This is a genomic window from Mycobacterium sp., assembly GCF_032159565.1.
Taxonomy (GTDB): Bacteria; Actinomycetota; Actinomycetes; order Mycobacteriales; family Mycobacteriaceae; genus Mycobacterium.
This window is the reverse complement of record NZ_JAVHWR010000173.1, coordinates 1-26,122: the sequence shown is the minus strand read 5'-3', so window position 1 is coordinate 26,122 and position 26,122 is coordinate 1. Positions and strand designations below refer to the sequence as shown.

The window sequence follows — 26,122 nt, the reverse complement described above, 5'->3', positions numbered from 1 at the left end:
AATGCATTAGCGAAGTGAGTTGACCGCGCGGGCGGCGTCGAGGTCTTCGACGGCGGCACAGGCCCGCCGCCAACCCGCTTCGGCGTTCTCCTGCGCCTGCAGCCCCGGCCACGCAATCGTCATCGCCACCGCGTCCCACGCTTCGGCGGAGAACAACCTGTACCGCTCGAAGGCCTGGTCGTAGGTCGGCGCCTCCGGGACTCCGCCCCGGCGCAGACCGTCGAGATAGCGCTCGAGCAGTTCGCGCTCATGGGCGCGCCGGATATCGGTGTCAAGGCCGGTGATCATCCAGTAGGCGATCTCGCGCAGGCCCGGACCGCGCCAGATGACCTGCCAGTCAAGCAGACCCGAGCGACCGTCCGGCAGCGAGTAGGTGTTGCCGAGGTGCGAGTCGCCGTGCAGCAGTGTCAATGGGCCCGCCTCGAACTCGCGATAGTAGGCGTCGATGTTCGCATCCAGCGCAGCGGCAACAGCATGCACCGCCGGTGTCGCTTCTGCACGATCGAGCTTCAACGCATCGCGCCTGCCGCGCTTGTAGAATCGCTTCAAGACCGCATTGCCGGGCCGTGTGTTCCATGCCCGCACCCAGTTCAGGTCGCCGTCGAATCGTGGGCTCTCCCAGAACCTGGAGTGGAGTTCGGCGAACGCGTCGACCAGTCCCCTGGCGTGCTCGATCCCGCATCGATCGGCAAGTGCGTAAGGATGCGCGCCGTCGGCGACGATGTCGTCAAGCACGATCAGGAACCGAGCTCCTATCCCCGCATAGGAGTACCAGGACTTAGGACACACACCGACCAGCTCGTCGGCCATCTGCTGATAAAACCGGACCTCGTTGTTCGACATCCCCAGTGCGGCAACCATTCCCCTGTTCTTGGCGGTCAAGGGACTGCTCTTGACGAAGATGTTGGCAGGCAACCGGGCCCGCTTGCCGACCTCGTTCCATTCCACCGCCAACCGTTGACGATCCGTCGTCCCGGTGGTGCCGCCGAGCGACGTCGCCGACAACGCGACGGCGCCGGGAGCACGTGCCCCGAATTTGACGGTGAGCCATTCGGCCGTGACGTCCGACGCCTTCGACGGTCCGCGCGTCGGCACCCACGGCGAGGCCGACGCGGCGAGCTCCGCCATCGCGCGCGCGTTTACCAACACATTGCTCACATTCATCACGGCTGTCTCAGCCCCCCGTCGAGTCTGGCGCGAGCCCGAGCCCGAGCCCGTGGCAGATGTCAGCCAGTATCGACCGCAGTTCGCGGAGCCGCCGCGGACCGATGATCTGCGCAATCTCGGCGTTCAGGCCTTCCCCGATGACGGCTGCATCGCCGATCAGTTGGACGCCCATCTCGGTGTAGCGGACGATCTTGGCTCTACCGTCGAGGGGGTCCGGCACCCGCTCGACGTACCCAAGCTCCTCGAGTTCGCTCACCAATTGGCCGACCGCGTTCTTCGAGACGTCCTGAGCCTTCGCGATGTCGGTGATACGGCTGCCGTCCCAACCGAGAAAAACCATCAGACGGGCATGTGCGGGCCGTAAACCTCTGTGACCCAATGCGTGTGCGCGGCTATTGCTGGCACGCACCATCCATTCACCGAATTCGATCGCATGCCGCTGCAGCGATTCCGACTGGAACTCCCGCACCTGCCGCTCGTCTGGGTGGCCGGGACCGGTGGGCTCTGTGCTCACTGTCATCCCTTCATCGCCGCCGCCCGCACGGTTGACATCACGGCAGATTTTAGTGAAGCTACCTTCACTAGATTAAACCATCAAGGGGAACTGAATGGTCTTCGCTGTGGAGGAACTGATCCCGCCCGCAACCGCGGACCCGTCCGGTGTGTGGTTCTTCAACTGGGGGATCCCGATCGCCGGAAGCGTCTTCATCCTGCTGGCGATCGCCGACGTGGTTCGCCGCAGACGTCTCACCTGGGGCTTTCTGTTCCTGTTCAACAGCATCGCCGTGTACTGGATGGAGACGATCGGCGACTGGGGCCAGATGCTCTTCTACAGCCCAACCTTCGCCGAGCACCACCTCCTCGACTGGTTGCCGCTGAAGACACCGCATGACCCGCTGTTCATGCCGTTTGCATACGCCGTCTACTGGGGTGTGCACGCACTGCTCGTGCTGTGGCTGAGCCAGTGGGTGTCATCGCGCACGGGGTGGAGCATGCTGAAATCGATGGTCGTGCTGGCCATACCGGTCAACTACATCTGGGACTTCGTGGTCGAGGCCACCGCAACCGCGATGGGCTGGTGGACCTATGACCCGGGCATGGGGCCCGTGCTCGAGTGGGGCAGCGGTGGCCGGATCACCCTGCTGTGGACCATCGGGATCATGTGCACCTGGCCCAATCTGATCGCCTATTGGGCCGGCAAGCCCCCGATCCGGGGGCTCAACCACCTCGAGCGGTTCTGCCGGCTCGACCGCTTCACGGTGCCGAAGAAACCCCTTTCGACCGGTGCGGCTGCCGATGTGGCAGGTCTGGGAAGCCTCGCTGTGGCCACTAAGCCGGCGAACCTGTCCAAGCAGCAGGAGTTCGACGCGTACCTCAACTACGACGTCACGGTTCCGCGGTGGCGATTCGAGCTGATGCGACTGGGCGCCTGGTTCATCGGATTTCAGGTGAGCTTCGCCTTCCTGCTGGTGCTGCCGCTGGTCGCGTTGCGCGCGTTGACCGGTGCCGACAGCCCGTACATCCCATGAGCCATGAGGACATCACAGAAGTGACTGCACATCCGACAAAGCGAGTGAGCATGAAAGATCTTCCTGCCGAGTTCTTTCTGCCGCCGCAGACCAACGCCGCGCTGTGGAGCGAGACCGTCAAACTCGTCGGCGGATGCGTTGCGTTCATCGTGCTGCTCGGCGTGGTCGTCGCTCTCACCCAGGGCATCGTCGTCACGCTGTAGCGGACGTCGTCAGCCGAAGTGCGTGTGGCGAAGCTCGGCCTTGCGCACCTTGCCCAGCGCCGTACGCGGCAACTCGTCGACGAAGACGAGCCGCTCCGGTGTTTTCTGTTTGGCCAGCCCGGCGGCCGCGAAGTGTTCCCGGAGCGTTTCGATGTCAAGTGCAGCACCGGGTTTGAGGACGACGACGGCCGCGACCACCTCACCCAGCCGGGCATCGGGAGCCGCCACCGCCGTGCCTTCGGCCACCGCAGGGTGGTCATTGAGGACGTCTTCGACCTGACCCGATGAGATCGTTTCGCCGCCGCGGACGATGACATCTTTGATGCGGTCGGTGATGGTCAGCCGACCGACTGGATCGACGTGACCGAGATCGCCGGTGCGAAACCAGCCGTCGGCGGTGAACGCGTCGGCGTTCAGGGCGGCATCGCGGTAACCGACGAACTGCTCGGGCCCCTGGATGACGACCTCGCCATCGGCGCCCACCGGCGCTTCGATCCCGTCGGATGTAAGGATGCGCACCGACGAGCCGGGCAGCGGTTTGCCGTCCGTGGCCAACCGCGCCCACTCGGGTTCGCCCGCGTGTTCGCCCGTCACAGTGGGATGCTCGGTGGCGCCGTAGGAACGGAACGTGGCGATACCGGCCGCGGCCGCCCGCCTGCCGAGTTCCTCGCTGACCGGTGCCGCACCGACGAGGAACTCGCGCAGCGCGGGCAGCGGCACACCCGTATCACCGAGATCGAGCAAGTCCTGCAGGTGGATGGGCGCACCCGCAGTCGAGGTGACGCTGTACTCGTGCCCCAGCTCGACCGCGCGAGCGGGATTCCATCCGTCCAAAAACACGGTCCGAGTGCCCGACATCAGCGGCCGAAACATGTTGCCGACTCCGGCGATGTGTCCCGGCGGAAATGTCACCAGCGACACGTCGTCGGCTGCCCCGGCGATCAGTGCAGGCAAGGTTCGTTGCTCGGCGAGCACCGTGTTGTGGCTGTGCTGCACACCCTTTGGCGCCGACGTCGTTCCTGACGTGTACAGCAGCAGGCAGACGGCGTCGGCGGATACGGATGGCCGCCGATGGTCTCCCGCTGTCTGCACATGCGACCACGCAAGGTATCCGTCGCCGTCGTCGGCGTCGACCACGATGATGTGGTGCAGGCTGTCGATGCGCGAAAACTCCGGTACGCGTTCGATATAGGAGGTCGTGCGGAAGCGTTCGGGCACGATGAGCACCCGTGCGCCGGACTGGGCGAGAATGAACCCGACCTCGGCCACGCCGTAGATGTGAACGATCGGAACCAGCACCGCACCGCACAGCAGCACTGCCTGGTAGGCGACGGCGCACTCGACCCGGTTGGTCAACTGGACCGCGACGGCATCCCCGCTGCGGGTGCCGAGGTCCTGCAGTGCCACAGCCAGCGCACGGGCGCGGTCGTGAATGTCACCGACCGTCACCGTGTCGACCGCGTCGGCGGTAGCGAACACCACCGGAGTCAACCCGTGTTCGCGTGCGCCGGCTTCGAACGCGTGCAGGCAGGTCCGCTCCGAGAACCAGCCCTCGCGGTACCACCTGCTCCGCAGCGCTCTGTAGTCGACGGGCACAGGTCGATGCTATCGATCCTCCGCAGTGAGCCTCTGACAGAGGCATACTGTGCCTTGTACGTCTAGCTATTTATAAGGAGATCTATTGCGCATCAGCATATTTGGCGGCACTGGAGCGACGGGATTGCTGTTGGTGGACCAAGCCCTCTCTCGGGGCCACGCGGTGGTGGCGTTTGCCAGGACGCCATCGAAGCTTCCGCGCCATGACCGGCTGTCGGTGGTCGAAGGTCAGCTGGACGACTTCGAGAAAGTGGCTGCCGCCGTCGCGGGCAGCGATGTCGTTCTCAGCCTGCTCGGACCCGGCACGAAGTCTGCTGATGTGCCGCCGATCGTGGCCGGGACCCGCAATATCGCCACCGCGATGCGTCAGCACGGCGTCCGACGGCTGGTCGCATCGGGCACACCGAGCATGAGAGATCCGGCGGACGAGAACGACTGGAAGGTGAGCCTTCAGCCCGCGGCCTACAAAGCGATTGTGGAAATCGGCCGAACCGTTCGGAGGTCCGATTTGGACTGGACCCTCGTTCGCTTCCCCTTGCTGTCCAACGGGCCGGGCATCGGTGAGGTCAATGCGCGGAACGTCGGTCAGAGAGGAGGACTGCGGCTATCCCGCGCCAACGCCGCTGCATTCATGTTGCAACAAGCGGCCGATACCACCTACCTCCGCAAAGCGCCGCTCATCAGCGACAAGTGAACTCTCAATTGCTCGTAGGCTGCCCGCGAAACATGGCCAGGCCAAACGATTGCGGCACGCTTGAAATAGGCAGTCAACTTGGCTGCATGGTCCATCATCCTCGCTAAATCTCCGTGCGCGCCAACGTGATCCCATTGTGACGCCAACGCGGCGTTGGGCAAGAACCGACGCCACACAGCAGCGCATCTTTCGATGCGGCGACGGACGTGTTCAGCACGCGGGGATTCTGGGCGGCGACGATGGCCGACATCGTCGGACAGTCAGGCGCCAGCATCGGCAGCATCTACCACCATTTCGGTGGGAAAAGGGAGCTGTTCCTCGCCATCTACGACCGGTTGTCGGCAGAGGTCGAGCTGCACGTCGCCGAGGCCGCGCAGCAAGGCGGCGATCTGGACAACCGGCAGGCGTTTGCGGTGCACGCACGGGCCTACCTGGACGCGATATGGCAGAACCGGCGGGCCGCCATGATGATGGCCGCCGGCGATGTCCCCGCCGACTTCGAGGAAGTCCGCCGCAGGAACACGCTGACCTTCTTCCATCGCTGGATGGGCGTGCTCCACGTCGACTTCTCCAAGCGGGGTCAGCTGCTCTCGCGCGTGCTGATCGCGATCATGTCGGAGGCATCGTTGATGGTGGCGATGTGCGACGACGTCGCCGATGTCGAGCCGATCACCGACGCCACCATCGAGTGGATCGGGCGGCTACGCACCTGATGATCGCTGCAGCAACGCCGTCGCCATCTCACTGGTAAGTATTTGCTAATACAATTAAATTCAATTAAATGCGCAGGTTATGAATTTTTGGCGATTTTGCTGCCAAGTTGATCCGGCGGTGCTGGCACGGGTCTACATTCGGGCCATCATCCACCCAAGGGGAAGCACCGAAATGACCATCGTCTCGTTAGTAACGATCCACCCGAACCAGGGCGTCGGCTGGGATGACCTGCAGAAGCAACTCAAGAAGGCATGTGACCTCGCCCGCAAGCATGGCGCCGAGAACGTGACCGTCCTCGCGACCATGATCGGCGGGGAAGCAACCAACACGATCGGACTGCTCTCCACCGCCGAGGACTGGGGACGGTTCGGCCAGGTGCAGCAATCGATGATGGGCGATTCCGAGATGCAGGCCGCCATGCAAGAGGCCGGCCGTATCGCCACCTGGGAGACCTACGTCAGCCAAACGATCCCAGACATCTGATCGGCACCTGAACAGTCCCGAGCGAGGCGAACTTGAACGCGAGTGGAGGAACCAGACTCATGTATGAGCGACCGCTTCTTCCAACTCGGCGACGATGATCTTGCGCATCCCGAGCATCGACTTGGTGGCAGCAGCGGCGCGGGCCGGATCTGGATCGCTGGTCAGTTCGAACAACCGATCCGGCACGATCTGCCAGCTCAACCCGAAGCGGTCCTTGAGCCAACCGCACTGCGACTCCTCGCCGCCGTCGATCAGACGATCCCAGTAGTAGTCGACCGCGGCTTGGTCCTTGCAGTGCACCATGAACGACACCGCTTCGGAGAACTGGAAGTGCGGGCCGCCGTTGATTCCGATGAACCGCGCGCCGTCGAGCACAAAGGTGCCTGAGACGACATGTCCGGGCGTTCCAGGCCCGGCTTCGGTGTAGCGCTCGAACGACTCGATCGAGGAGTTCGGGAAGACGGAGGTGTAGAACTCCGCGGCTTCCTCGAGGTTGTCGTCGAACCACAGCGAAGGGGTGATGGCCGGCATTGGGCTTTCCTTTTCCATGAGGCTATGAGGCTATGAGGTGCTGGTGGTGCTACTCCATGCAGACTCCGCCGCCCGCCAAAACTCATCTAGCCGGATTTGTGCGCACCCAACGCCCGTAGCGCGAAGTCGAGAACCCGGGCGCGTGCTCGCTGCAGGTCCTCCTCACCGCCGGGCGCCGACGTCGTCAGCTCACGACTGACGATCGCGCTGATGGCGACGGCGTCCTGTTGCGGCTTCGCCAGCGGAAACGAGCCGCCGTCGTGGCCGCGCTCGAGAATCCGCACCAGCGAGCGTTCGCGGTCGGTGTGCAGGCGTTCGCGCGTCTCCCGATACCCCTTGGCTGCCCGGACTTCGTCGGAGTCGATGACGGTGAAGTGCGTTCGCAGCTCAGCGTCGTGCGCCAGGTCGAACATCATCTCCACCCACGCCGTCAGCTGCTTGGCCGGAGAGCCGGGCAGCTCATCGGCGATGCCGTCCAGCCGGCCGGTCAACGCATCCGCCTCCTGCCGCAGCATCGCGAGGAACAACTCGTCCTTCGATGCGAAGTGCCGGTAGAAGGCCCTGGTGGACAGGCCGGCGCGGGCGAGGATCGCTGCTACCGGAATCGGGCCGCTGTGCGGTTCGGACAGGCAGCCATACGCGGCGTCGATGATTTCCTGGCGGTCATCGGCATTCGTCGACTCGGGCTGCACGCTCGCAGATTGTAGGGATAGGCGTTCTCAGCCGTTTGGCCACCATGTGCCAACGGCCGTATTTGCCCTGGGTAACGTGAGGCCCGGGATTGGCCGAGAGGACGTTGGTGAGCACTAGGCGCAGCGAAATGCAGACAGTGAAGTTCCGGGGTATCGACGGGCTCACGCTGATCGCCGACGAGTGGAACCGCGGAGCCGCCACGGCGCCGACATCGGACACGGGCGTCGAATCCGACCGCCCGTCCATATTGTTCCTGCACGGGGGCGGGCAGAACCGGTACTCCTGGAAGGGCACCAGCCAGACCCTGGCCGACGAGGGATTACACGTCGTCGCGCTCGACTCCCGTGGACACGGCGACAGCGATCGTGCCCCCGACGCGAACTACTCGGTGGACGCGCTGTGCGCCGACACGCTGGCGGTCATCGACCAGATCGGCCGTCCGGTGATCCTGATCGGCGCCAGCATGGGCGGGATGACGGGCATCCTCGCCGCCGACGAGGCGGGACCCGACAAGGTGACGAAGCTCGTGCTCGTCGACGTGGTGCCGCGCTACGAGAAGGGCGGAAGCGCCCGCATCCGCGACTTCATGGCCAGCGGCATCCACGGCTTCGAGTCGCTGGAGGACGCCGCCGAAGTGGTGGCCGCGTACCTTCCGCATCGCAAGAAGCCGCGCAGCCCCGAAGGCCTGAAGAAGAACTTGAGGTTCCGCGACGGGCGCTGGTTCTGGCACTGGGATCCCGCGTTTTTGACCAAGCCCATCGATGATTCGTTCGTCCGCGAGGAAAAGCTGGAGCAGGCCGCCATCGACCTGACCATTCCGATCTTGCTGATCCGCGGGAGGCTTTCCGACGTGGTCAGCGAAGAAGGTGTGAAGCACTTCCTGGAGACGGTGCGCCACGCCGAATTCGTCGAGCTGTCCGACGCCGGACATACCGCTGCCGGCGACGACAACGACGCGTTCAGCGACGTGGTGGTCCAGTTCGTAAACCGGTGAACGCTGCGCGCCGCACCGTCGGCTTCAACTTCCTCGAAGAACCTGAGCTGCCCAGCCCTCAGGTGACCGAAGGGCAGGCCGAGCAGATCGTCGCGCAGCACTACGGGTTGACGGCACGGGCGAAGCTGTTGGGCAGCAACCAGGACTGCAACTTCCTCATCTACGACACCGAGGACGCCGTCGTGGGTGCGCTCAAGGTCGCCAATCCGGCTTTCAATGCAACGGAATTGGAAGCGCAGGACGCGGCGGCCGACCTCGTCGCCGACGCGGAGCCGTCGCTGCGCATCGCCGTGCCGATGCCCAACCTCGCCGGCGACAAGTGCACCGTGATCACCGGGCTGCTCGACAAGCCCGCGTACATCCGACTATTGCGTTTCCTGCCGGGCGGCACGCTTTACGAATCGGGCTACCTACCTCCTGCGGCCGTCGCGGGCCTCGGTGAAGTGGCCGGTCGAGTCAGCCGCGCGCTGGTCGGATTCGAGCATCCCGGACTCGATCGCGCGCTGCAGTGGGATTTGCGATACGGCGCAGACGTTGTGACGCAACTTCTTTGCCACGTCGCCGACCCCTCGCGGCGCGCCACGGTCGCGGAAGTGACGGAGGCCGCCTGGTTACGCATCCGCCCGCTGGCCGAGAGCCTGCCCCGGCAAGCGACGCATCTCGATCTGACCGATGCCAACGTCGTCGCAACCCGTCGCGTCGGTGAAGCTGCGCACCCCGATGGCGTCATCGACTTCGGCGACCTGTCGCATACGTGGGCGGTGTCCGAATTGGCCATCACGGTGTCGTCTGTGCTCGGACACGTTGGCAGCGATCCGACGTCGATCCTTCCCGGCATCCGGGCGTTTCACGCCATCCGTCCGTTGAGCGCCGAGGAGGCAGCAGTTGTCTGGCCGCTGGTGGTGCTGCGCACCGCGGTGCTGATCGTCAGCGGGGCGCAACAGGCCGCCCTCGACCCTGACAACGCCTACGTCACCGAGCAGACCGACGGCGAGATACGGATGTTCGAGCAGGCGGCATCAATGCCGATCGACGTGATGACCGCGGTGATCAAGGCGGACCTCGGGCTGGCGGACGAGCCCCGCGACGTCGTCGTCGACACTCCACTGATCGAAGTCCCCGACCCGGCAGGTGTGGTGACGCTGGACTTGGCATCGCAGTCCGACACGTTCGACTCGGCGTTCGTGCCCGGCGGCTGGCTCCGCACCGACGTCGAGAGCGAATTCGCAAGAGCCGCTGTTGATGACGGCGCCGCTCTGGTGATCACCCGGTTCGGGCAGCCGCGCCTGAGCCGGACCACACCACTGAGCCACGACAGTCCCGAAGTGGTGCCGACGGGCATCGGCCTCTGGCCCGCGGCGGACATCCGCGCCGTGGCGCCGTGGGACGGTGACGTGGTCGAGGGCAGTGACGACAGCGTCACGCTCCGTGGAGCCGACTATGAGCTGACGCTCACCGGTGTCGCCCCGGTGCCGACACCGGGCACCCGGCTTCGCGCGGGCGATCCGCTCGCCGATGCGCGGTCGGGCCGATGGGCCGAGATCGGTGTGCGGCCCGTCGGTGCACCGCGTGCACCTGCGCTGACGACCGCGGAACTGTCGAGGGGATGGCTGGCTCTGAGCCGCGACCCGCGCCAAGTGCTCGGTCTGCCCGCCCTGCCCGAAACGCATTCCGCCGATAGCCTTTTGGCGCGTCGCGACGAAAGGTTCGCGCAGGTGCAGGAGCACTACTACGCCAAGCCGCCGCAGATCGAGCGAGGCTGGCGGCATTTCCTGATATCCACGGCGGGGCGTTCTTATCTCGACATGGTCAACAACGTCACGGTGCTGGGTCACGCTCATCCGCGCGTCGCCGAAACGGCGGCGCGTCAGCTGCGGAAGCTGAACACCAATTCCCGCTTCAACTACGAGGCGGTGGTCGAGTTCAGCGAGCGGCTGGCGGCCATGCTGCCCGAACCGCTGGACACCGTCTTCCTGGTCAATTCGGGTTCGGAGGCAAGCGATCTCGCGCTGCGCCTGGCGATGACGGCCACCGGCAGGCGCGATGTCGTCGCAGTGCGCGAGGCGTACCACGGCTGGACCTACGCAACGGATGCCGTCTCGACGTCGGTGGCTGATAACCCCAATGCGCTTGCCACGCGCCCGGACTGGGTGCACACGGTGGAATCGCCCAACAGCTTCCGCGGCAAGTTCCGCGGCGCCGACGCCGGACGTTATGCGAGCGAGGCGGTGACTCAGATCGAAGGTCTGATTGCCGACGGCCGCGCGCCGGCCGCCTTCATCGCGGAACCCGTGTACGGCAACGCCGGCGGCATGGCGCTACCCGATCACTACCTCGAGCAGGTGTACGCGGCGGTGCGCGCGGGGGGCGGCCTGGCGGTCGCCGACGAGGTCCAGGTTGCTTACGGCCGGCTTGGCAACTGGTTCTGGGGCTTTCAGCAGCAGAACGTCGTCCCCGACATCGTGTCGGTCGCCAAATCCACTGGCAACGGTTCTCCGCTCGGCGCGGTCATCACCAGCCGGAAGATCGCCGACAGGTTCCGCGCCCAGGGCTACTTCTTCTCGTCCACCGGCGGAAGCCCATTGTCGTGTGCGATCGGCATCACGGTCCTCGACGCGCTTCGCGACGAAGGACTGCAGGAGAACGCCGCGCGGGTTGGCGCTCATCTGAAGGCGAGATTGCAAGCGCTGCAAGAGAAACACCAGATAATCGGGACCGTGCACGGCATCGGGTTGTATCTCGGTGTCGAGATGGTTCGCGACAGGAGCACTCTCGAACCGGCCGTCGGGGAAACCGCGGCGATCTGCAATCGCATGCTCGAACTCGGCGTGGTGATTCAGCCCACCGGCGACCAGATGAACATCCTGAAGACGAAGCCCCCGCTGTGCATCGACCCCGAGGCGGCCGATTTCTACGTCGACACCCTGGACCGCGTTCTGACGGAGGGGTTCTAGGGCGCACCCTTTCACCGCGAGCAGACGCAAAAGCACCTGACACGCCGTGCGACACGCGGACTTTTGCGTCTGCTCGCCAAGAGATGCGGGCGCTACACGTCAACAGAAGTTGCCGTCGGCGACTGCTTCGCCCGCATCACCGGCGGCTGTAACCGATCCGGCAGTATCCGCAGCACCGCCCCGATGATCAACACGGCACCAAGCGCGATCGCAGCGACCGCCACAGCCGGTACGACCGGGAAGATGCCCTCGACGAGCATGTACACACCGAAGACGACGAACAGCGCGGCTGCGGTGATTTGGATGAACCGCTCGGGAAGGTGTTTACCCGCGATCGCACCGACCAGGATGGCGAGCGCATCGGCGGCCACCATGCCCAGCGTGGAACCGATCCACACACCTACCCAGTCGTTGTCCGCGGCAAGGGTGATCGTCGCGAGCATGGTCTTGTCGCCCAGTTCGGCGAGCAGGAACGCGGACGTGACGGCGAAGAACGCCGGTGCGCTGGATCGTTGCGCGCGCGTCGCCTCGTCATCGGACAGCGAGTCGCCTCGCAGCGTCCACAATCCGAACAGGACGAACGCCACACCGGCGAGGATGCCCAGCAGGTGCGTCGGCAGCGCGGCACCCAGGTAGTGGCCCACCGCGACCGAGATCAGGTGTACCCCCGTGGTGGCGACCGTGATCCCGCCGAGCACCACCCACCAGCGGTGACGCAGCGCAAACGTCATCGCCATCAGCTGCGACTTGTCACCCAACTCGGCGACGAATATGACTGCGAAGCTCAGCAGCACGGCTGCGAACACCAACAACTCCTCGGTTCCTGGCTGCCGTTCGGAGATATTCTCAGATCCTCCGGCCGGCAACCGCAAACGGTTTGTATGGCCGAAGGTCTCGCCCACCGGCAACTCGGCCGGCTCGGGAACCGGGTCCCGCAGGACCAGTGTGTCGATCACCCGAATTGGGGGCTACTCCCCTTCGCTGAACTAATGCTACCCATACCGCAGCGGCAGGCGCAACTCGGGCACACCCAAAACCGCTCTGCCGCAATAAGTTTGAGCCCCCGGCTGCAATTGTTTGGATACCCGTAAAACATCGGTGGCAGCCCCGGAGTTCCGGTATGGGCAACTCGGGTCAGTCGCTCGCGGCCGGGCCTTTCCTGATGATGGCGGCCAGCTCTTCGCGCGAATTGGCGCCCACCCGCTGGCATGCGCGATACAGGTGTCCCTCCACGCTGCGGACCGACATGACCAGGCGCTTAGCGATGTCCTTGTTCGACATACCGGCGACGGCCAGTTCGACGATTTCGCGTTGCCGCTCGGTCAGCGGGTGACCGGTCGGGCTCCGCAACGCGGGCGTACTGAGACCACCGCATTCGTCGGCCAGCCCCCGGGCGATCGCGGCGGCATACAACCTGCGCCTGCGCAACTGACTCTGGGAGAACGCCACCGCCGCCTGCGAGGCGGCATCGGCGGCCGTCGCCCGGTCGCCGAGCGCCTGGTACTCGTTCGACGCTGCGAGCAGACCCTCGCCGTCCTTGGCCGCCAGGGCTTCGGCATGGCGGGCGACGGCATCAGCCAGCGGCAACGACAACTCGTCGGCGAGCTGACGAGCCCTGTCCGACAGTGAGGCGTCTCCCCACTGCGCGATCGCCTGCAGGCAGATCAACTCGTGGGTCGGCTGGCCGCGGTCGCGCGCCTTCACGGCGGCTTCGCGGACAGTCGCAACCGCATCGGTCAGATAGCCGCCGGCCGCCAGCGACCAGCCCGTCGCGATCGCGAGGGCGGTATGCATGTACACGTAGCTGTCCGGTACGTTCTGACGCGCTTCCTCGAGCGCCGCATTCGCCTCCGCCGACTGGCCCAGTTTGGCGTGCGCCTCGGTCAGCGCGAAGCAGGTAGCGGGCCGCAAACCCGTTGTGATGCCGTGATGTTCGACACCGGCGAGCGCTTCGTGCAGAAGCTTCACCGCGCCGGGCAGCTCTCCCCGCATCAGGTCCGACTGCCCCAAAAGGAAGACCAGGTTCGCGTAGGCCAGGCCCGGCACGTCGTTCACGGAGTCGGCCATCTGCTTGGCGACCTTCGCGCAGTCGTCGATACGTCCGGTCAACCTGCAGGCACGCGCATAGACGCCACCGAACCAGAACCGCAGGGGCGCCGTCTGGAAGGACGTCGACGCGCGGTCGAGCGCCCGATCGGCGACGGCCGTGAGTTCGTCGCCTCGGCCAAGCGCACCGAGCGCCATCACCAACGCGAACGACGCCATCATGGCGTGGAAGTCGCCGAGTTGCTGCGAGTCGAGCGCTGCGGTGGCCTTCTCGGCGGCCAGTTCGCAGCGGCCGTATACCGCGTCGACGCACGCTTCAACCGCAGCACGTGACGCGGCCTGGGTCGGGGTTTCCGGACCGGCGGTGAGCCCCTCGAGGATGGCCGCCGCATCGCCGGGCCTGCCGAGCGTCCAGATCAGGTTGGCCGCCCGCACGGTCGACCATCGGTGGGCGTCCTCATGGCCGTCGGCGGTGATCTCCTTGAGGAACTTCTCGGCGTCGTCGCCGCGGCCGCGCAGCACCAGGTTCATCGCCTGGACGCCGGGCGCTTCACCGGCTCCCGCCGACACCGCCGCGCAGGCGAACCGATCGGCCAGATCAAGATCCAGCAGCGTCATCGCGAAGCGCGCGGCGTCGACGAAGAGGTCCGGGTCGGGCGGGAGATCCGACTCGAGGGTGAGCAGGGCGCGCCGAACGGTGGATTGCATGTCGGCGTCGGGCTTCGCACCGAGGCCCTGCGCCAACTTGCCGCGAATCCTGGACAGGTACATCTCGCCGGCGCCGGCCCGTCGGAGTTCTCCGTAGAGCGGGTGCGCCAACCGGGCCATGCGTTCGTCGCCGGAGCGCTCAACGGTGACCAGCCGCATCTGTTCAGCGGCTTCCAGGTCGGAACGGTCGGCCACTGTGCACAGCACGTCGACGGCCAGCGGCTCACACTGCGACAGCGTGTCGACGACGAGCGCCACGCCTTCGTTCAGCTCACCCAGTTTGCGACCGACCATGTCGGTGATGTTTTGAGACACCGCAACCCGGTCGTCCCACATCCACACCCCGGCTACCTGCCGCATCCGCCCTGCCGCAACCTGATCGGTGACCAGCTGTCGCAGGAACAAGGCGTTGCCGCCGGTGAGCTTCCAGAACCGTTGCGAGCTGCGGGCGTCCACAGCGCCGTCCAAAGTGGACTCGATCAGGCTGCGCGTTCCGGCCTCCGAAAGCGGCTCGAGATCGAGGCGCGCCAGCAGCCCGTCCTTCCACAACGCCGTCACGGCGTCGGGTTCGGCCTCCCCCGTACGCATGGTGACCACAAGTCGCGGACCACGCGTCTGCGCAAGCTGATGCACGACATGGGCCGACAACCCGTCGAGGAGGTGCGCATCGTCGACGCCGATCAGCACCTTGCCTTGACGTTGTTGAGCGACAAAGGAATTGATGAGACGGCCGACGTCGGGCATCGTCCCTGAGGTCGGATCGGTAATAGACCCGGTGAACGCACCCAACGGCAGCGGGCGGGCGGATTCGGTTCCGGTGATCCAATTGGTCCGCTCACCGGCGGCTTGGGCGCGCGCCAGTACCTCGCGCGCGAGGCGGGTCTTGCCGACACCCGCCGCACCGCAGATCACGACGCCGGAGTAGTTCCCCGTCCCGCTCAGCGCACGACGAATCGCGCCAAGTTCGCTGTCGCGACCCGTCAGCAGATCGCTGGTCATTTCAACGCCTCCGCACCGGCCATGCGCCCCTCCGCCGGTCATGAACTGTTTTACACGCTAAGCATAGGTCTCAACGGTCGACGAGATCGGGTGATTGACGACGCAATCAGCGGTTCGCTCGATTGGAGACGCCGATGCCCAGTTCGGACACGAAGTACGACCGCGCGATGTGTTTGGCCTCGCCTGCCGGAACCGCCCGCACCACCATCTGCGCACCGAGGCCGTCGATCATCGTCAACAGTCTGCGCGCGGCGACATCGGCATCCGCCACATGGAACTCACCGGCGCCGACGCCGGATCGAACGATGTCGGCTATGCACTCGAGCCACTCGTCGGTCAACGCGTTGGCCTCAGCGGCCAACGCCACGTTCCTCCGACCCAGGCTCCATGCCTCGAGCCATAAAGCGCTGGCGTCCTCGCTGGACTCGTCGAGCACATAGTCCATCAGGGCGTCCATCTTGGCGGTCGGCGTCTCGGCCGCCGCAATTCGTGACTGTGCCTCGGTCAGATCGGCTACGGCGGCCGTCCTGAAGGCGGCGGTGATGAGCTGTTCCGCCGATGAGAAATAGTGGCTGACCAGGCCCGGTGTCACGCCCAGATCGGTGGCGACGCGACGCAGTGTCACCGCGGACAAGCCCTCGGCGGCACTGATCGAAACGGCCTTGGCCAGCAACTCACCATGGCGTTCGGCAGGAAGCTTCCGCTTGGCGTCCCGCACCTCGACTGACGAGCGCTGGCGCGAGGAAGCAACGGACACTGACGAGCGCTGGCGCGAGGAAGCGGAGTGCACGCTCAATTTCTGTCCCCCTATTGACGAATGCCGATTCTTATTGAACACTACATCAACACTATTGAACTACCCCTCAACAACTCGAAGCGAGCAGCTCATGACCGCAACACTTCCGGCGCCCGCCACCGAGCTCTCCGAAGACCGCATCGGCATGGTCGAAGCGGCCGGTGTCGAATACCTGCCCGAAGACGCCCGCGACTCCGGACCCCGGAACCTGGCCGCGGTGTTCCTCGGCGCCAACCTGACCTGGACCAACGTGGTCTTCGGTGCCTTTGCGATCCTGTTCGGCCTCAGCTTCTGGCAGACGCTCACCTCGATGGCCGTCGGCACTGCCATCGGCACTTTGGCCGTGCTGCCCACCGCGATCGTCGGCCCGCGCACCGGTACCAACATGACCGTCTCCAGCGGTGCCTTCTTCGGCATCCGAGGCCGGTTCATCGGGTCAGGGCTGGCCTTGGCGATCGCCCTCGGGTTCGCGGCGGTCACGGTGTGGACCAGCGGTGACGCCCTCGTCGCCGCGGGCCACCGATTGCTCGGGACACCGGAGAGCGACATCATCCACGCCGTGGCGTACGCCGCCGTGGCTGCGCTGATGGTCACCGTGGCGCTGTACGGCCACGCCACCATCGTCGCCATCCAGAAGATCGTCGTGCCCGTCGTCGGCGGGCTGATGATCCTCGGCGTGTTCGCGTTCGCGGACGGATTCGCCCCCGGCGCGCCCGGCGGCGAGTACGCATTGGGCGGCTTCTGGCAGACGTGGGCGCTGTCGGCGGTGCTCTTCGCGGCCGCACCCATCTCCTACGGACCGACCATCGGCGACTACACGCGGCGCATATCGTCGATCCGGTTCAGCGACAAGCAGATCTGCACAGCCCTCGGCGTCGGCATGTTCGTCGGTGTGCTTCTGCCCAGTCTGTTCGGCGCCTTCACCGCGATGACGTTCGCGAACCCGACCGACTCCTACATCGACGATCTCGTCGCCGCCTCCCCCACCTGGTATGTCCTGCCCATCGTGGTGATCTCGCTGTTCGGCGGCATGAGCCAGGGCGTGCTGTGCGTCTATGCCAGCGGCCTGGACCTTGAGGGCCTGGCGCCCCGGCTGAAGCGGACGCAGACCACGATCATCACCGCCGCTGTCGCCATCGCACTGCTCTACGTCGGGGTGTTCGTGTTCGACGCCATCGATTCGGTCACCGCGATGACCGTGGCACTCAACGCCGTCATCACGCCGTGGGTGGCGATCCTCGCGATTGGAGCGCTGCGCACGAAATCTTATGACCCCGTTGACCTTCAGGCGTTCGCAGATGGTCGGCGCGGTGGCCGGTACTGGTTCACCGGCGGCTGGAACATGCCTGCGGTCACCGCTTGGGTGGTCGGCGCCACCTTCGGGCTGCTGTCGGTGAACACCACGCTGTATGTCGGGCCGCTGGCCGGCATCGCCGGTGGCGTCGACCTGAGCACCATCGGGTCGGCCGTCCTGGCGGGGTTGATTTACTTCGCCTCGATGAGTTTCATCGAGGAATGACAAGCTCAGCTGACGACCTGGTCACCGAATTCTGTGCGAAGTGGGCAACGCCCGATCCGGAGGAATTGGCCGGCTACTTCACCGAAGACGCCGTCTATCACAATATTCCGATGGAACCGGTGCAGGGCCGCGACGCAATCGAGCAGTTCATCGCGGGCTTCGTGGTCGGCTTCGACGGCATTGATTTTCAGGTGCACAGGCAGGTCAGTGACGGCGACCTGGTGATGAATGAGCGCACCGATGTCATGCGGCGCAAAGGCGGCGAGCCGATACCACTTCCCGTCACCGGGGTCTTCGAAATCGAGAACGGCCGGATCAAAGCGTGGCGGGACTACTTTGACATGGCGACGATCACCAGCGCGTTCGGCTAGTCGGGCTGGTCACCTCCCTGGCGCGACACCTTCCTGCGCGAGCAGACGCAAACTCGCACGAAATGGCATCGAAGCACGCGATTTAGCGTCTGCTCGCCGAGAAATCTAAGTCAGCAGCGGCACCGAGCCGTTGCGGGTGTCGGTCATTACCTCGAACATCGCGCGGCGGGTGGCGGTGAGTTCTGTCGTCGCAAATCCGCTGCCGGACAGCTGGATCAGACATGTTGCGAGCGCGGAGTTGTAGCAGTACTTCGACTCTCCGTCGGTGTCGGTATAGGTCAACCCGATGACCTCACGCGGCTGCGCGGTGATCTCTCCGTCCAGGGTCACATCGTCGACGCGGGCGCCGAACGACCAGCTGAACGGCCGGTACTCGCCGCGCGTGTGGCGGGTCGCCAGCACCGAGCGCACGGCGACCTCCCGCCCGTCATGGCGCAGCACCAGAAGCGTGGCCGCGGGAAGCGAGATCGGACCGACGGCCGCATGTGCGGTCACGACCTCCAGGCTCGACCGCGGCGCCCCGTCGAACCCGCACACCTGACCGAACGCGTAGGCAGGGGTATGGCGACGGCCCCAGTTGTGGTTGACGCTGCCGGTCCAGCCGTCCAACTGCAGGCTCACGTCGTCGAGTTCGACGCTGCCGTCGAACCGCGCGAGCGGGTGGCGAACCATGGTCTTGGCGGTCGGGAACTTCGCCTTGTAGCCCCGGTCGGTCAGCAGTTTGACCGGCGCCTCGTCGCCCGGCGTGATCTGTACATTCCACCGCGCCGACCGGCCGCTACCGCCGATCGACCCGCATACCGACCAGTCGTCGATGGACGTGGCGCCGATCCGGGCGGACCACGTGTCGTAGTGGTAGTCGGACTGGTCGATCGGATACGGCTGTTTGAGCGCCCGGTTACCGGAGCCGTCGGGGTCGAAGACCATCACCCAGGAGTCGGCGACGGGTGCGCCTGATGTCGGCAGCAGCAGGGTCGAGCGCATCCACAGCGCCCGCGCGCGATCGGGGTCGTTCGCGCGGATGAACCTGCTCTCGTAATAGGGCGGGTAAGGCTTCACCGGACCAGCATCCAATACTTAGGCGGTGACCGGAGTGCAGATCGCCGCCTACGTCCTGGCGGCCGTCGCCGTCGCAGAAGCCGTCGTGGTCGTCGTCCTTTGGGGGCGGCTGACCCGCGCGCGTCGCGAGGCCGACGAGTTACGCGGCCGCGTCGACACCCGCAACATGCTGTTGTCCGGCGGTCGCGAGGCCGTGAAGACGATGTGGCAGACGGCGAACATCATCCGCAAGGAGGGCTTCGGCGCTGCCGTCCGCTCATCGATCGAGGACCTCGCCGACTGGGCCGAGGTGGAGCGGCCCGACCTGGCTCGGCTGGCCCCCGATGGGAATGTGGCGATTCTGTTCTCCGACATCGAGGAGTCGACGGCGCTCAACGAACGCATTGGCGACCGGGCATGGGTCCGTCTGATCGGCAGACATGACAAGCTGATACGACGGCACGTGCAGAGCCATCGGGGTCACGTGGTCAAGAGTCAGGGCGACGGGTTCATGGTCGCCTTCGCCGATCCGGAGCAAGCGGTGCGGTGCAGCATTGACGTGCAACGCGCACTCAGTAAGCGGCCCAACGGAATCCGGGTACGCATCGGCATCCACACGGGCAAGTCGGTGCGGCGCGGCGACGACCTGTTCGGCCGCAATGTCGCGATGGCGGCGAGGGTCGCCGGACAAGCCGACGGGGGCCAGACACTGGTCAGCGAACCGGTACGAGAGTCGGTCGGCGGCAAGGACGGAATCGGCTTCGATGACGGCCAAGACGTCGAGTTGAAGGGCTTTTCAGGCAAGCACAGGCTGTACGCGGTCGAACCCGCCTAACCCCCAATGGGACGAATCCGAGCGCCTCGGCACTGAACGCACCAAGCCGGGCGAGATCGCCGCGAACCCGCTTCGCTAAGCCTTCTTTTCGGTCTCGGCCAACCGCTGGTGCAGCTTGGCCCGGATGTCGTCGGGCGTGTAGGAATTGCGACGCCGCTGATCGCGCGCGACCAGGACGCCACCGGCGACGACTCCGGCGGCACCGGCCAGTCCAACCCACTTCCAGATGCTGTGCATGCCCGTCAGTGTGCCTAAGCTGCCCTCGTGGATGCGAACACGGTCACCCTCGACCGCGCCCTCAATGAGACCCGCACCGGTGACATCTGGCTGTTCCGCGGCGACTCCCGCCCGGACCGCGCTATCCAGACGATGACCAACGCCCCGGTCAACCATGTCGGGATGACCGTCGCGATCGACGACCTGCCGCCGTTGATGTGGCACGCCGAACTCGGCGACAAGCTGCAAGACATGTGGACGGGCACCCACCACCGCGGTGTTCAGCTCAATGATGCACGGGCCGCGGTCGAGCGCTGGATCAACAGCTACGGGCAGCGGTGCTGGCTGCGTCAACTCACCCCGGATGCGACCCGCGACCAGGAAGACCAGGTGCTCAAGGTCATCGCGCGAATGGACGGCACGCCGTTTCCGAGCACGGCACGGCTGACGGGACGATGGTTTCGCGGCCGCGTGCCGACGACGAGCGACTGGACTAGAGGTATCCCGTTCTTGGACAGGCGGATTCGCGAGTCCGCCCGACGCCGGAGAGCCGACGAACGCAAGGCCGGGTTGGAGACGGCGTACTGCGCCGAGACCGTCGCCATCACCTATGAGGAGACGGGGCTGCTGATCACCGAGAAGCACTCCAGCTGGTTCGACCCCGGCAAATTCTGGAGCGGTGACACCCTGCCGTTGGCCGAGGGCTACACACTGAGCGACGAGATCGCCGTCGTACTCGGTTAACCCATGTTCAGACGGGCCCGATGCGATAGCTTTCCGTCATCTTCCTGCCGCTGCACGTCCAGGTGGTAGCGGGGAGCGCCCTCCCCAGTCACTGAGTTGACGAATCGGGTCGTCACCCGTTTGAGCGGGACTATGGTCCGCACATGCCACTGCACTATGTGGATCCGCACAAGAAGCACGGCCGCTGGTACAAGGCCTTGGAAACGTGGAGCCGCTCGCGGCAGGGACAGTTCATGGCCCATCACGTCTTTCCTCGCATCGACCCGTGGTTGTTCCGCGCGACGGGCGGTCGTTACCCGTGGGTTCTCGGCGGGGCGTCGACCGCTCCGCTGGTCACGACGGGCGCCAAATCGGGTCAGCGGCGTGAGCATCAGCTGACCTACTTCCACGATGGAGCCGACCCGATCCTGACGGCCTCCAACTACGGCGGACCCAAACATCCGCAGTGGTACTACAACCTGAAGGCCAACCCGCAATGTGAATTCGGCGACGAACCCTTCATCGCAACCGAAGTCACCGATCCCGCCGAGCACGACCGCCTGTATGGACTTGCCCAGCAGGTGTATGCGGGATGGAGCGATTACCTCGTCAAAACGGCGGCCGTTGGACGCACGATTCCGGTCTTCCGCCTGATCGCGCGATAGACGTTCCTACAGCCTCGCGAAGCAGGCGTTCGCGTTCTCCTTGGGAATCGACGCGTCTTGGCTCGAGAACTTCCCGACGACACCGGCGTCGGTCACTTCGACGCTGTCGGCGTGGATTCCGAGCGGATAGTTGTCATTCAGCTTCTTGGTCAGGTCGTTGAGCGCCGACTGCACCGCATCTTTCGGCAGCGGCCCGGTGACATCGAGCACCTCGAGGTTCAGATCACCTTCGGTGACAACGGGTTTGGCCGTGACGCTGTTGTCGCCGGCGTCGACGACGATGGTGCCTGCCGCAGGGTCGGTGCGCACACCGGTGATCAGGTTGCCGACCGCCGGCAGGTTGGCCGCCAAGGTGTCCTTGATACCGGCGGATTTCCAATCGAGTGTCGCGGTCAGCGATCCGATCGTGCCTTTGGAGTCACCGGTATCCCGCAATCGGACATCCGAGACGGTCACGTCGGCCGTCATGCCCGTCGCGTCCTGGACATTGTGCCCGGCAGTGGTGACCGAGATGTTGGTGTAGTGGCCGGTGATGTGCTGCCACAGGAATGGCGGGTTCACTCCGTACGAGATCGTGACGCCGTCGCGAACGACGCATTCGGCAACTTCCACGAGCACGCCGTCGGCGCGGTGGCGGGCGTAGAGCTCGGCGCCGGCCAGGCCGCCTGTCACCAGCGCGACGATGATGACCGCGATCAGGATGATCGACGTTTTGTTGAAGAAACCCCTGCCCCGCCGCTTCGTGGCTGCCGGTGGCTCAATGTCTTGGGGCGGCGTTGCGGCAGGCGGCGGCGGTGGTGGCGGGGTGCCGCGCGGTGGTGGCGGTGGCAGGCCACCGGCGGGAGGCTGCAGCGGCGGGCCACCCGAAGGCGGCGCCGGCGGTGGCGGTCGGAACCTCTCAGTCGGCGCCGCATCGGCAGGTTGTCTCCGCGCACGGATCTGCTCGGTCGGCGGTTCGGGCGGTTCAGGCGGCCGGGCCGGGCGCTGAAGCCGTCGCGTTGCAGGATCCTGGTGCGGATCTCCCCTGCCCTGCCGGCCGGGCTGCCCCGGCCGTTGCGGCGGCGGCGGCGTGGTCACCTGCGCGATTCTGCCTCATCACGCTGGATACCTCGCGGTAATCCGGATCAAGGCGGTCGCGAACAGGAGTACTGCTGGCCCGACGTCTGCCAGCCTCTGACGCTCGGGGCGACGGGCAGGAACCGGCAACAGGACGCAATCCAGGTAGTCACACCACGACACGCCGAACGCCACGCGCCTGAATACAGCCGTCACCGCGATAATTCGGCCCATGCCGTCGCAGAGACCGTCGCGCGCGGTGCGGTATTCGCGCCGCCGCAGGCGACGTATCGCTGCGAAAGTGCACGACCTCACCGACACCCAGTGGAGCGCACTGAAGGCGGCATGGGCTGGCTGCGCCTACTGCGGTGCCGTAGGGACTTCGCTTCAGAAGGATTGCGTACTGCCCATTTCGCGCGGCGGCCGATATGTGATCGACAACGTCGTACCGAGCTGCCGCTCATGCAATACGAGCAAGTGCAACACCGAGGTGACCAGCTGGATGCGGCGCAAGAAGCTCGACGAACGTGGATTCCTGCTTCGGCAGGCCGAGATCAAACGGGTCTTGGCCACCGACCGCGAAAAGGGAGAAATGAATGACAGGATCTGACGACGGTGAAATGCCTGTGTTCCACGTCGGACAGGTATATCCGCGAATAAGTGACTACGACCGGGCCTGGTCCCTCGACGGTGTCGCAGTGATCAAGCTCATCGAGGAACCCTGCTTCTGGGGATTTCTCGGTTGGTTCGACGCGAACATATGGCCATCGTTGGTGGAGGCGACGGTGAAATACCCGCAGCGGATCCGTGCGGCCGACCTCCCTCTGCAGATCACCGGCTGGAACGTCCGCAGATCGGGTGACTTCGATGTCACGGTGGCCTACGAGATTCGACCGGAGGCCACGCCCGACTCCGAACCGGTCTTCAGTGCCGGGATCCGCTGGCAGGGGTTCGAGATGGGTCCGTTCGAAGGAGTGGCGACGCTTCTGTCGGGTCCCGGCGACTCCCGGTCGTCGAGCGGTCCGATGTTCTGACGTCCGGAAGTCGCATCGGCGGTGTCCTTTTGCAAGCCGTCATCAAATGTTGACGCAACGCGAAGCGGCGTACGAGCAAGTCCGGCACTAGTTTCTGAACGTCGGCGGCCACCAGCGGCGAATGATCACACCACCCCGCGGGCGGCCCACGCCGTTGCGGTAACGGTGAACGGGCCACTGCCCAGACGTTCGCGAGCCACCGATTCGAGCCGATCGCGACCATCGTCATCGAGTCGCTGGACGTAGTCACCAGCAGGACCGACCCCGAATGTGTAGGGCTCCCACCACTCCTGAAAGGTCGGATGAACGAGCTCGACTGCGATGGATTCCTCTTGCACATCGCGCAGTCCGGCCTCTACGAACAGTTCAGTCAGAAGCCCCGTCTCCGCACCCGAGAGAAGTGCTTCATCTTCGGCGTCAGGATCGATCACGTGTACCGCATCCCAGAAAGGCGCCAGCGCTCCGGTCGGCCCGTCCCACACACATGCCGCGATGACACCGCCACGCCGGGTCACGCGCGCCATCTGCCTGACTGCGACCACTGGGTCCGACATGAAGTGCACCACCAGTTGCGCGAGCGCCAGGTCGAAAGCGGCGGTGTCGTAAGGCAATTCCTCCGCCGTCCCTCGACAGACCTCAACCTCGGGAAAGCGCGTACGGATCGCGTCAACGAACGGCGGCGAAGGATCGATCGCTGCGACCTCGGCTCCGACCGACAGCAGATGCGCCGTCAGAGCGCCCGGCCCACAACCGACATCGAGGACTTTGTCGCCAACACCGACTCCGGCGAACGCCGCGAAGACCCCCGCAAGAGGCTCGGCGTACCGGCCCATGAAACGTGCATAGGCGTCCGGCGAGACGACAAAGCTCACCAACGAATGCTACGTCGCCGGTTGAGTCATTTTTTGCGCGATGACGGAATCACTCTCGGTGATAGACGACGTTGATGACGTTGCCATCTGGTGCGCGGACCAGGAATCGACGCACACCCCACGCTTCGGTTGACAGCGGGTGCACGATTTCGAAGCCGTGTTCTTTGGCCTCTTCGTAGGCAGCTTCGATGTCATCGGTGTGGACGGAGATGACCGAGTCTTCGGCGGCTGTTGCATCTTTGGTCACCAGCTGGACGTTCGCTCCGGTGTCGGGCGACGTGTAGCGGGCCACCCATCCCATGTTGAACTCTTCGGTGCTCAGCCCTAAGAAGTCCGTGTAGAAACTCTTGACCGCGTCGATGTCCGACACTCGAAGGTTGGCGGTGATGCGTTTGGCGCGCATGGTTTCTCCTCAGATGCACTTCACTGACGGCAGCCGTCTTAGCGCTACGGGGTGCGATCCCTGAAGGCAGGGAGAGAGAGCCGGCGCTGGCCGTGCAAGGCGTCTCCCGTAAGCCGATCAGGGCACACCCCCCACCCCTCACCACCACGGTAAAGGGCGAGGAGCGTCGGTTCAGTTGCAGGCGGCGGCGTTGACCCGTCTGCCGTTATAGCTCACGCATGCGTTGACGTTAACTGGTGGCGGCGGGTCGTAGGGCATTGGCGCGTAGTACGCGGGCGGTGGAACATAGGGCGCGACGGCGTCGGCGATGTTGGCGCAGCCGCTCACCTGGACCCGTGGTCCCCCGCCGCTGGCGCATACATCAGCAATAGCGACACCGGGCGTTTGGATGATGAGTATCGCGCTGGGGATGGCGGCGATGGCCAATGCAGTTGCTGCCGTGGCGGTCCATGACCGCTTTCCGCGAGTCATCGTGCACATCTCCTAAGCACCCATGGGCGTGGCGGCGAGGTCGCAGCGGCTGCGAAGATCAGTCAGCGGCTGGCGGATTCCGTTGATCTCCGATTCGGTTTGTGGGTGCGCGTCCATGTAGGTCTGGACACGGTCGTGAATCTGTTCATTCGGTTGGCCTCGCAGGCTGGTGAAGAAGTCATTCACGTCGGGGTGGCTGAACAGGTAATCGCCCATCGCCGTTCCGACGGTGCCCGAGGCGACCGCGAGGTCACCAGCCGTGCAGTTCGGCGGCGGTACGGGGGGTCCTGGTTCTGCGGAGGCAAATGCGGTGCCACCGAATAGCATTGCGCCAGCGATCACCCCGACTGCTGTGATGCGCTGGATACGTCCTGACACCAACATGGAAACTCCCTCACTCGGTGATCGGACGACCATCGACCCGCGAAGCTAACCACGTAACGATTCGGCGTCCTGCCACTTCGGCCCAGTCCACGGCGTAGGGTCGGCCTCGCGCCCCGACCAAGCGCCCGATCATCTGAGCGGGGAGCATGGATCGATGGCAGATCAGAAGAAGCCGAACATCGTCATGATCATGGCCGACGATGTGGGCACCTGGAATCTCAGTGCCTACCATCGCGTCAGTGTCAGGGTGAGATTGCCGCTATCGCGGTGGTTGGATCCTTTGCACCTGGTGTCTGGCTCCTAGCATCGGTGCCGCCTTCGGGTTGGCGTGCATGCGTTTTGTCGGCATCAGGTGTGAAGGACCGGCCGGCGTGACTTGATAGGAGCGTGGCATCGCCCCCACTGAGGTTTGTCCGCCGACCGGCCCA

At 65.2% G+C, this 26,122-nt stretch carries 29 protein-coding genes; 14 read left to right on the top strand and 15 right to left on the bottom strand.

Annotated elements, in window-relative coordinates:
* Nucleotides 1–6: 6 nt before the first annotated feature.
* Nucleotides 7–1,128, bottom strand: coding sequence for a protein kinase family protein (locus QOC76_RS23095; protein ID WP_526360770.1), 1,122 nt, complete (start codon nt 1,126–1,128; stop codon nt 7–9).
* 46 nt (nt 1,129–1,174) lie between these two features.
* On the bottom strand, nt 1,175–1,681 hold the full coding sequence (locus QOC76_RS23090; RefSeq protein ID WP_526360768.1) for a MarR family winged helix-turn-helix transcriptional regulator: 507 nt from the start codon (nt 1,679–1,681) through the stop codon (nt 1,175–1,177).
* Between the two features lie 94 nt (nt 1,682–1,775).
* On the opposite strand from QOC76_RS23090, the gene QOC76_RS23085 reads away from it, so the two are divergent.
* Together QOC76_RS23085 and QOC76_RS23080 are read left to right on the top strand one after the other, a co-directional pair.
* Complete coding sequence (locus QOC76_RS23085) at nt 1,776–2,696, top strand: spirocyclase AveC family protein (protein WP_526360766.1); 921 nt, start codon at nt 1,776–1,778, stop codon at nt 2,694–2,696.
* A gap of 50 nt (nt 2,697–2,746) precedes the next feature.
* The gene (locus QOC76_RS23080; protein WP_526360764.1) at nt 2,747–2,899 is read left to right on the top strand and encodes a DUF7156 family protein; all 153 of its coding nucleotides are present in this window, start codon (nt 2,747–2,749) and stop codon (nt 2,897–2,899) included.
* 9 nt (nt 2,900–2,908) lie between these two features.
* Here the strand turns inward: QOC76_RS23080 and QOC76_RS23075 are convergent, their stop codons facing one another.
* Nucleotides 2,909–4,495 (bottom strand): AMP-binding protein, encoded by a 1,587-nt coding sequence (locus tag QOC76_RS23075; RefSeq protein WP_526360762.1) that lies wholly within the window; start codon nt 4,493–4,495, stop codon nt 2,909–2,911.
* Nucleotides 4,496–4,580: 85 nt separating this feature from the next.
* On the opposite strand from QOC76_RS23075, the gene QOC76_RS23070 reads away from it, so the two are divergent.
* From QOC76_RS23070 to QOC76_RS23060, 3 genes are all read left to right on the top strand, one after another.
* Nucleotides 4,581–5,189, top strand: a complete 609-nt coding sequence (locus tag QOC76_RS23070; protein WP_526360760.1) for an NAD(P)-dependent oxidoreductase — start codon at nt 4,581–4,583, stop codon at nt 5,187–5,189.
* Between the two features lie 206 nt (nt 5,190–5,395).
* Complete coding sequence (locus tag QOC76_RS23065; protein ID WP_526360758.1) at nt 5,396–5,902, top strand: TetR/AcrR family transcriptional regulator; 507 nt, start codon at nt 5,396–5,398, stop codon at nt 5,900–5,902.
* A 172-nt stretch (nt 5,903–6,074) separates the two neighbouring features.
* Complete coding sequence (locus QOC76_RS23060) at nt 6,075–6,386, top strand: hypothetical protein (protein WP_526360756.1); 312 nt, start codon at nt 6,075–6,077, stop codon at nt 6,384–6,386.
* 57 nt (nt 6,387–6,443) lie between these two features.
* Here the strand turns inward: QOC76_RS23060 and QOC76_RS23055 are convergent, their stop codons facing one another.
* Both QOC76_RS23055 and QOC76_RS23050 read right to left on the bottom strand, forming a co-directional pair.
* The gene (locus tag QOC76_RS23055; protein ID WP_526360754.1) at nt 6,444–6,917 is read right to left on the bottom strand and encodes a VOC family protein; all 474 of its coding nucleotides are present in this window, start codon (nt 6,915–6,917) and stop codon (nt 6,444–6,446) included.
* 86 nt (nt 6,918–7,003) lie between these two features.
* The gene (locus QOC76_RS23050; RefSeq protein ID WP_526360752.1) at nt 7,004–7,609 is read right to left on the bottom strand and encodes a TetR/AcrR family transcriptional regulator; all 606 of its coding nucleotides are present in this window, start codon (nt 7,607–7,609) and stop codon (nt 7,004–7,006) included.
* Between the two features lie 107 nt (nt 7,610–7,716).
* Between QOC76_RS23050 and QOC76_RS23045 the strand changes: the two genes are divergently transcribed.
* A complete protein-coding gene (locus QOC76_RS23045) occupies nt 7,717–8,604 on the top strand; it encodes an alpha/beta fold hydrolase (protein WP_526360750.1) in 888 nt (295 codons plus the stop codon).
* The gene (locus tag QOC76_RS23040) at nt 8,601–11,558 is read left to right on the top strand and encodes an aminotransferase (RefSeq protein WP_526360748.1); all 2,958 of its coding nucleotides are present in this window, start codon (nt 8,601–8,603) and stop codon (nt 11,556–11,558) included. Before QOC76_RS23045 ends, QOC76_RS23040 begins: the two co-directional genes overlap by 4 nt.
* Before the next feature lie 92 nt (nt 11,559–11,650).
* Here the strand turns inward: QOC76_RS23040 and QOC76_RS23035 are convergent, their stop codons facing one another.
* The 3 genes from QOC76_RS23035 to QOC76_RS23025 all read right to left on the bottom strand — a co-directional run bounded on the left by QOC76_RS23035 (nt 11,651) and on the right by QOC76_RS23025 (nt 16,068).
* Nucleotides 11,651–12,364, bottom strand: a complete 714-nt coding sequence (locus QOC76_RS23035; protein WP_526360827.1) for a TMEM165/GDT1 family protein — start codon at nt 12,362–12,364, stop codon at nt 11,651–11,653.
* Between the two features lie 328 nt (nt 12,365–12,692).
* On the bottom strand, nt 12,693–15,311 hold the full coding sequence (locus QOC76_RS23030; protein WP_526360746.1) for a helix-turn-helix transcriptional regulator: 2,619 nt from the start codon (nt 15,309–15,311) through the stop codon (nt 12,693–12,695).
* Between the two features lie 106 nt (nt 15,312–15,417).
* Nucleotides 15,418–16,068 (bottom strand): TetR/AcrR family transcriptional regulator, encoded by a 651-nt coding sequence (locus QOC76_RS23025; protein WP_526360744.1) that lies wholly within the window; start codon nt 16,066–16,068, stop codon nt 15,418–15,420.
* 130 nt (nt 16,069–16,198) lie between these two features.
* Here QOC76_RS23025 and QOC76_RS23020 point away from each other — a divergent pair, with 130 nt between their 5' ends.
* Entirely contained in the window at nt 16,199–17,626 is a 1,428-nt protein-coding gene (locus tag QOC76_RS23020) for a purine-cytosine permease family protein (RefSeq protein WP_526360742.1), read from the top strand.
* Complete coding sequence (locus QOC76_RS23015; protein ID WP_526360740.1) at nt 17,623–17,997, top strand: nuclear transport factor 2 family protein; 375 nt, start codon at nt 17,623–17,625, stop codon at nt 17,995–17,997. The genes QOC76_RS23020 and QOC76_RS23015 overlap by 4 nt, the downstream gene beginning before the upstream one ends.
* A gap of 105 nt (nt 17,998–18,102) precedes the next feature.
* Here QOC76_RS23015 and QOC76_RS23010 read toward each other — a convergent pair whose 3' ends face one another.
* Nucleotides 18,103–19,056, bottom strand: coding sequence for a hypothetical protein (locus QOC76_RS23010; protein ID WP_526360738.1), 954 nt, complete (start codon nt 19,054–19,056; stop codon nt 18,103–18,105).
* Nucleotides 19,057–19,081: 25 nt separating this feature from the next.
* Here QOC76_RS23010 and QOC76_RS23005 point away from each other — a divergent pair, with 25 nt between their 5' ends.
* Complete coding sequence (locus tag QOC76_RS23005; protein WP_526360736.1) at nt 19,082–19,870, top strand: adenylate/guanylate cyclase domain-containing protein; 789 nt, start codon at nt 19,082–19,084, stop codon at nt 19,868–19,870.
* 75 nt (nt 19,871–19,945) lie between these two features.
* Here the strand turns inward: QOC76_RS23005 and QOC76_RS23000 are convergent, their stop codons facing one another.
* Entirely contained in the window at nt 19,946–20,107 is a 162-nt protein-coding gene (locus QOC76_RS23000) for a hypothetical protein (RefSeq protein ID WP_526360734.1), read from the bottom strand.
* Nucleotides 20,108–20,134: 27 nt separating this feature from the next.
* On the opposite strand from QOC76_RS23000, the gene QOC76_RS22995 reads away from it, so the two are divergent.
* Both QOC76_RS22995 and QOC76_RS22990 read left to right on the top strand, forming a co-directional pair.
* On the top strand, nt 20,135–20,830 hold the full coding sequence (locus QOC76_RS22995) for a guanylate cyclase (RefSeq protein ID WP_526360732.1): 696 nt from the start codon (nt 20,135–20,137) through the stop codon (nt 20,828–20,830).
* Between the two features lie 143 nt (nt 20,831–20,973).
* Complete coding sequence (locus tag QOC76_RS22990) at nt 20,974–21,474, top strand: nitroreductase/quinone reductase family protein (RefSeq protein ID WP_526360730.1); 501 nt, start codon at nt 20,974–20,976, stop codon at nt 21,472–21,474.
* A gap of 6 nt (nt 21,475–21,480) precedes the next feature.
* On the opposite strand, the gene QOC76_RS22985 is transcribed toward QOC76_RS22990, so the two are convergent.
* Entirely contained in the window at nt 21,481–22,560 is a 1,080-nt protein-coding gene (locus QOC76_RS22985) for an LmeA family phospholipid-binding protein (protein ID WP_526360825.1), read from the bottom strand.
* A gap of 202 nt (nt 22,561–22,762) precedes the next feature.
* Here QOC76_RS22985 and QOC76_RS22980 point away from each other — a divergent pair, with 202 nt between their 5' ends.
* A complete protein-coding gene (locus tag QOC76_RS22980) occupies nt 22,763–23,140 on the top strand; it encodes an HNH endonuclease signature motif containing protein (RefSeq protein ID WP_526360728.1) in 378 nt (125 codons plus the stop codon).
* A complete protein-coding gene (locus tag QOC76_RS22975) occupies nt 23,127–23,564 on the top strand; it encodes a hypothetical protein (RefSeq protein ID WP_526360726.1) in 438 nt (145 codons plus the stop codon). Before QOC76_RS22980 ends, QOC76_RS22975 begins: the two co-directional genes overlap by 14 nt.
* A gap of 125 nt (nt 23,565–23,689) precedes the next feature.
* On the opposite strand, the gene QOC76_RS22970 is transcribed toward QOC76_RS22975, so the two are convergent.
* The 4 genes from QOC76_RS22970 to QOC76_RS22955 form a co-directional block, all read right to left on the bottom strand.
* Nucleotides 23,690–24,436 carry a class I SAM-dependent methyltransferase gene (locus tag QOC76_RS22970; protein ID WP_526360724.1) on the bottom strand — a complete coding sequence of 249 codons (747 nt, stop codon included), beginning with the start codon at nt 24,434–24,436 and terminating at the stop codon, nt 23,690–23,692.
* Between the two features lie 49 nt (nt 24,437–24,485).
* Nucleotides 24,486–24,839: a VOC family protein gene (locus QOC76_RS22965; RefSeq protein WP_526360722.1), complete on the bottom strand. Its 354-nt coding sequence runs from the start codon at nt 24,837–24,839 to the stop codon at nt 24,486–24,488.
* Between the two features lie 171 nt (nt 24,840–25,010).
* The gene (locus QOC76_RS22960; RefSeq protein ID WP_526360720.1) at nt 25,011–25,310 is read right to left on the bottom strand and encodes a hypothetical protein; all 300 of its coding nucleotides are present in this window, start codon (nt 25,308–25,310) and stop codon (nt 25,011–25,013) included.
* A gap of 12 nt (nt 25,311–25,322) precedes the next feature.
* A complete protein-coding gene (locus tag QOC76_RS22955; protein ID WP_526360823.1) occupies nt 25,323–25,637 on the bottom strand; it encodes a hemophore-related protein in 315 nt (104 codons plus the stop codon).
* Nucleotides 25,638–26,122: the final 485 nt, after the last annotated feature.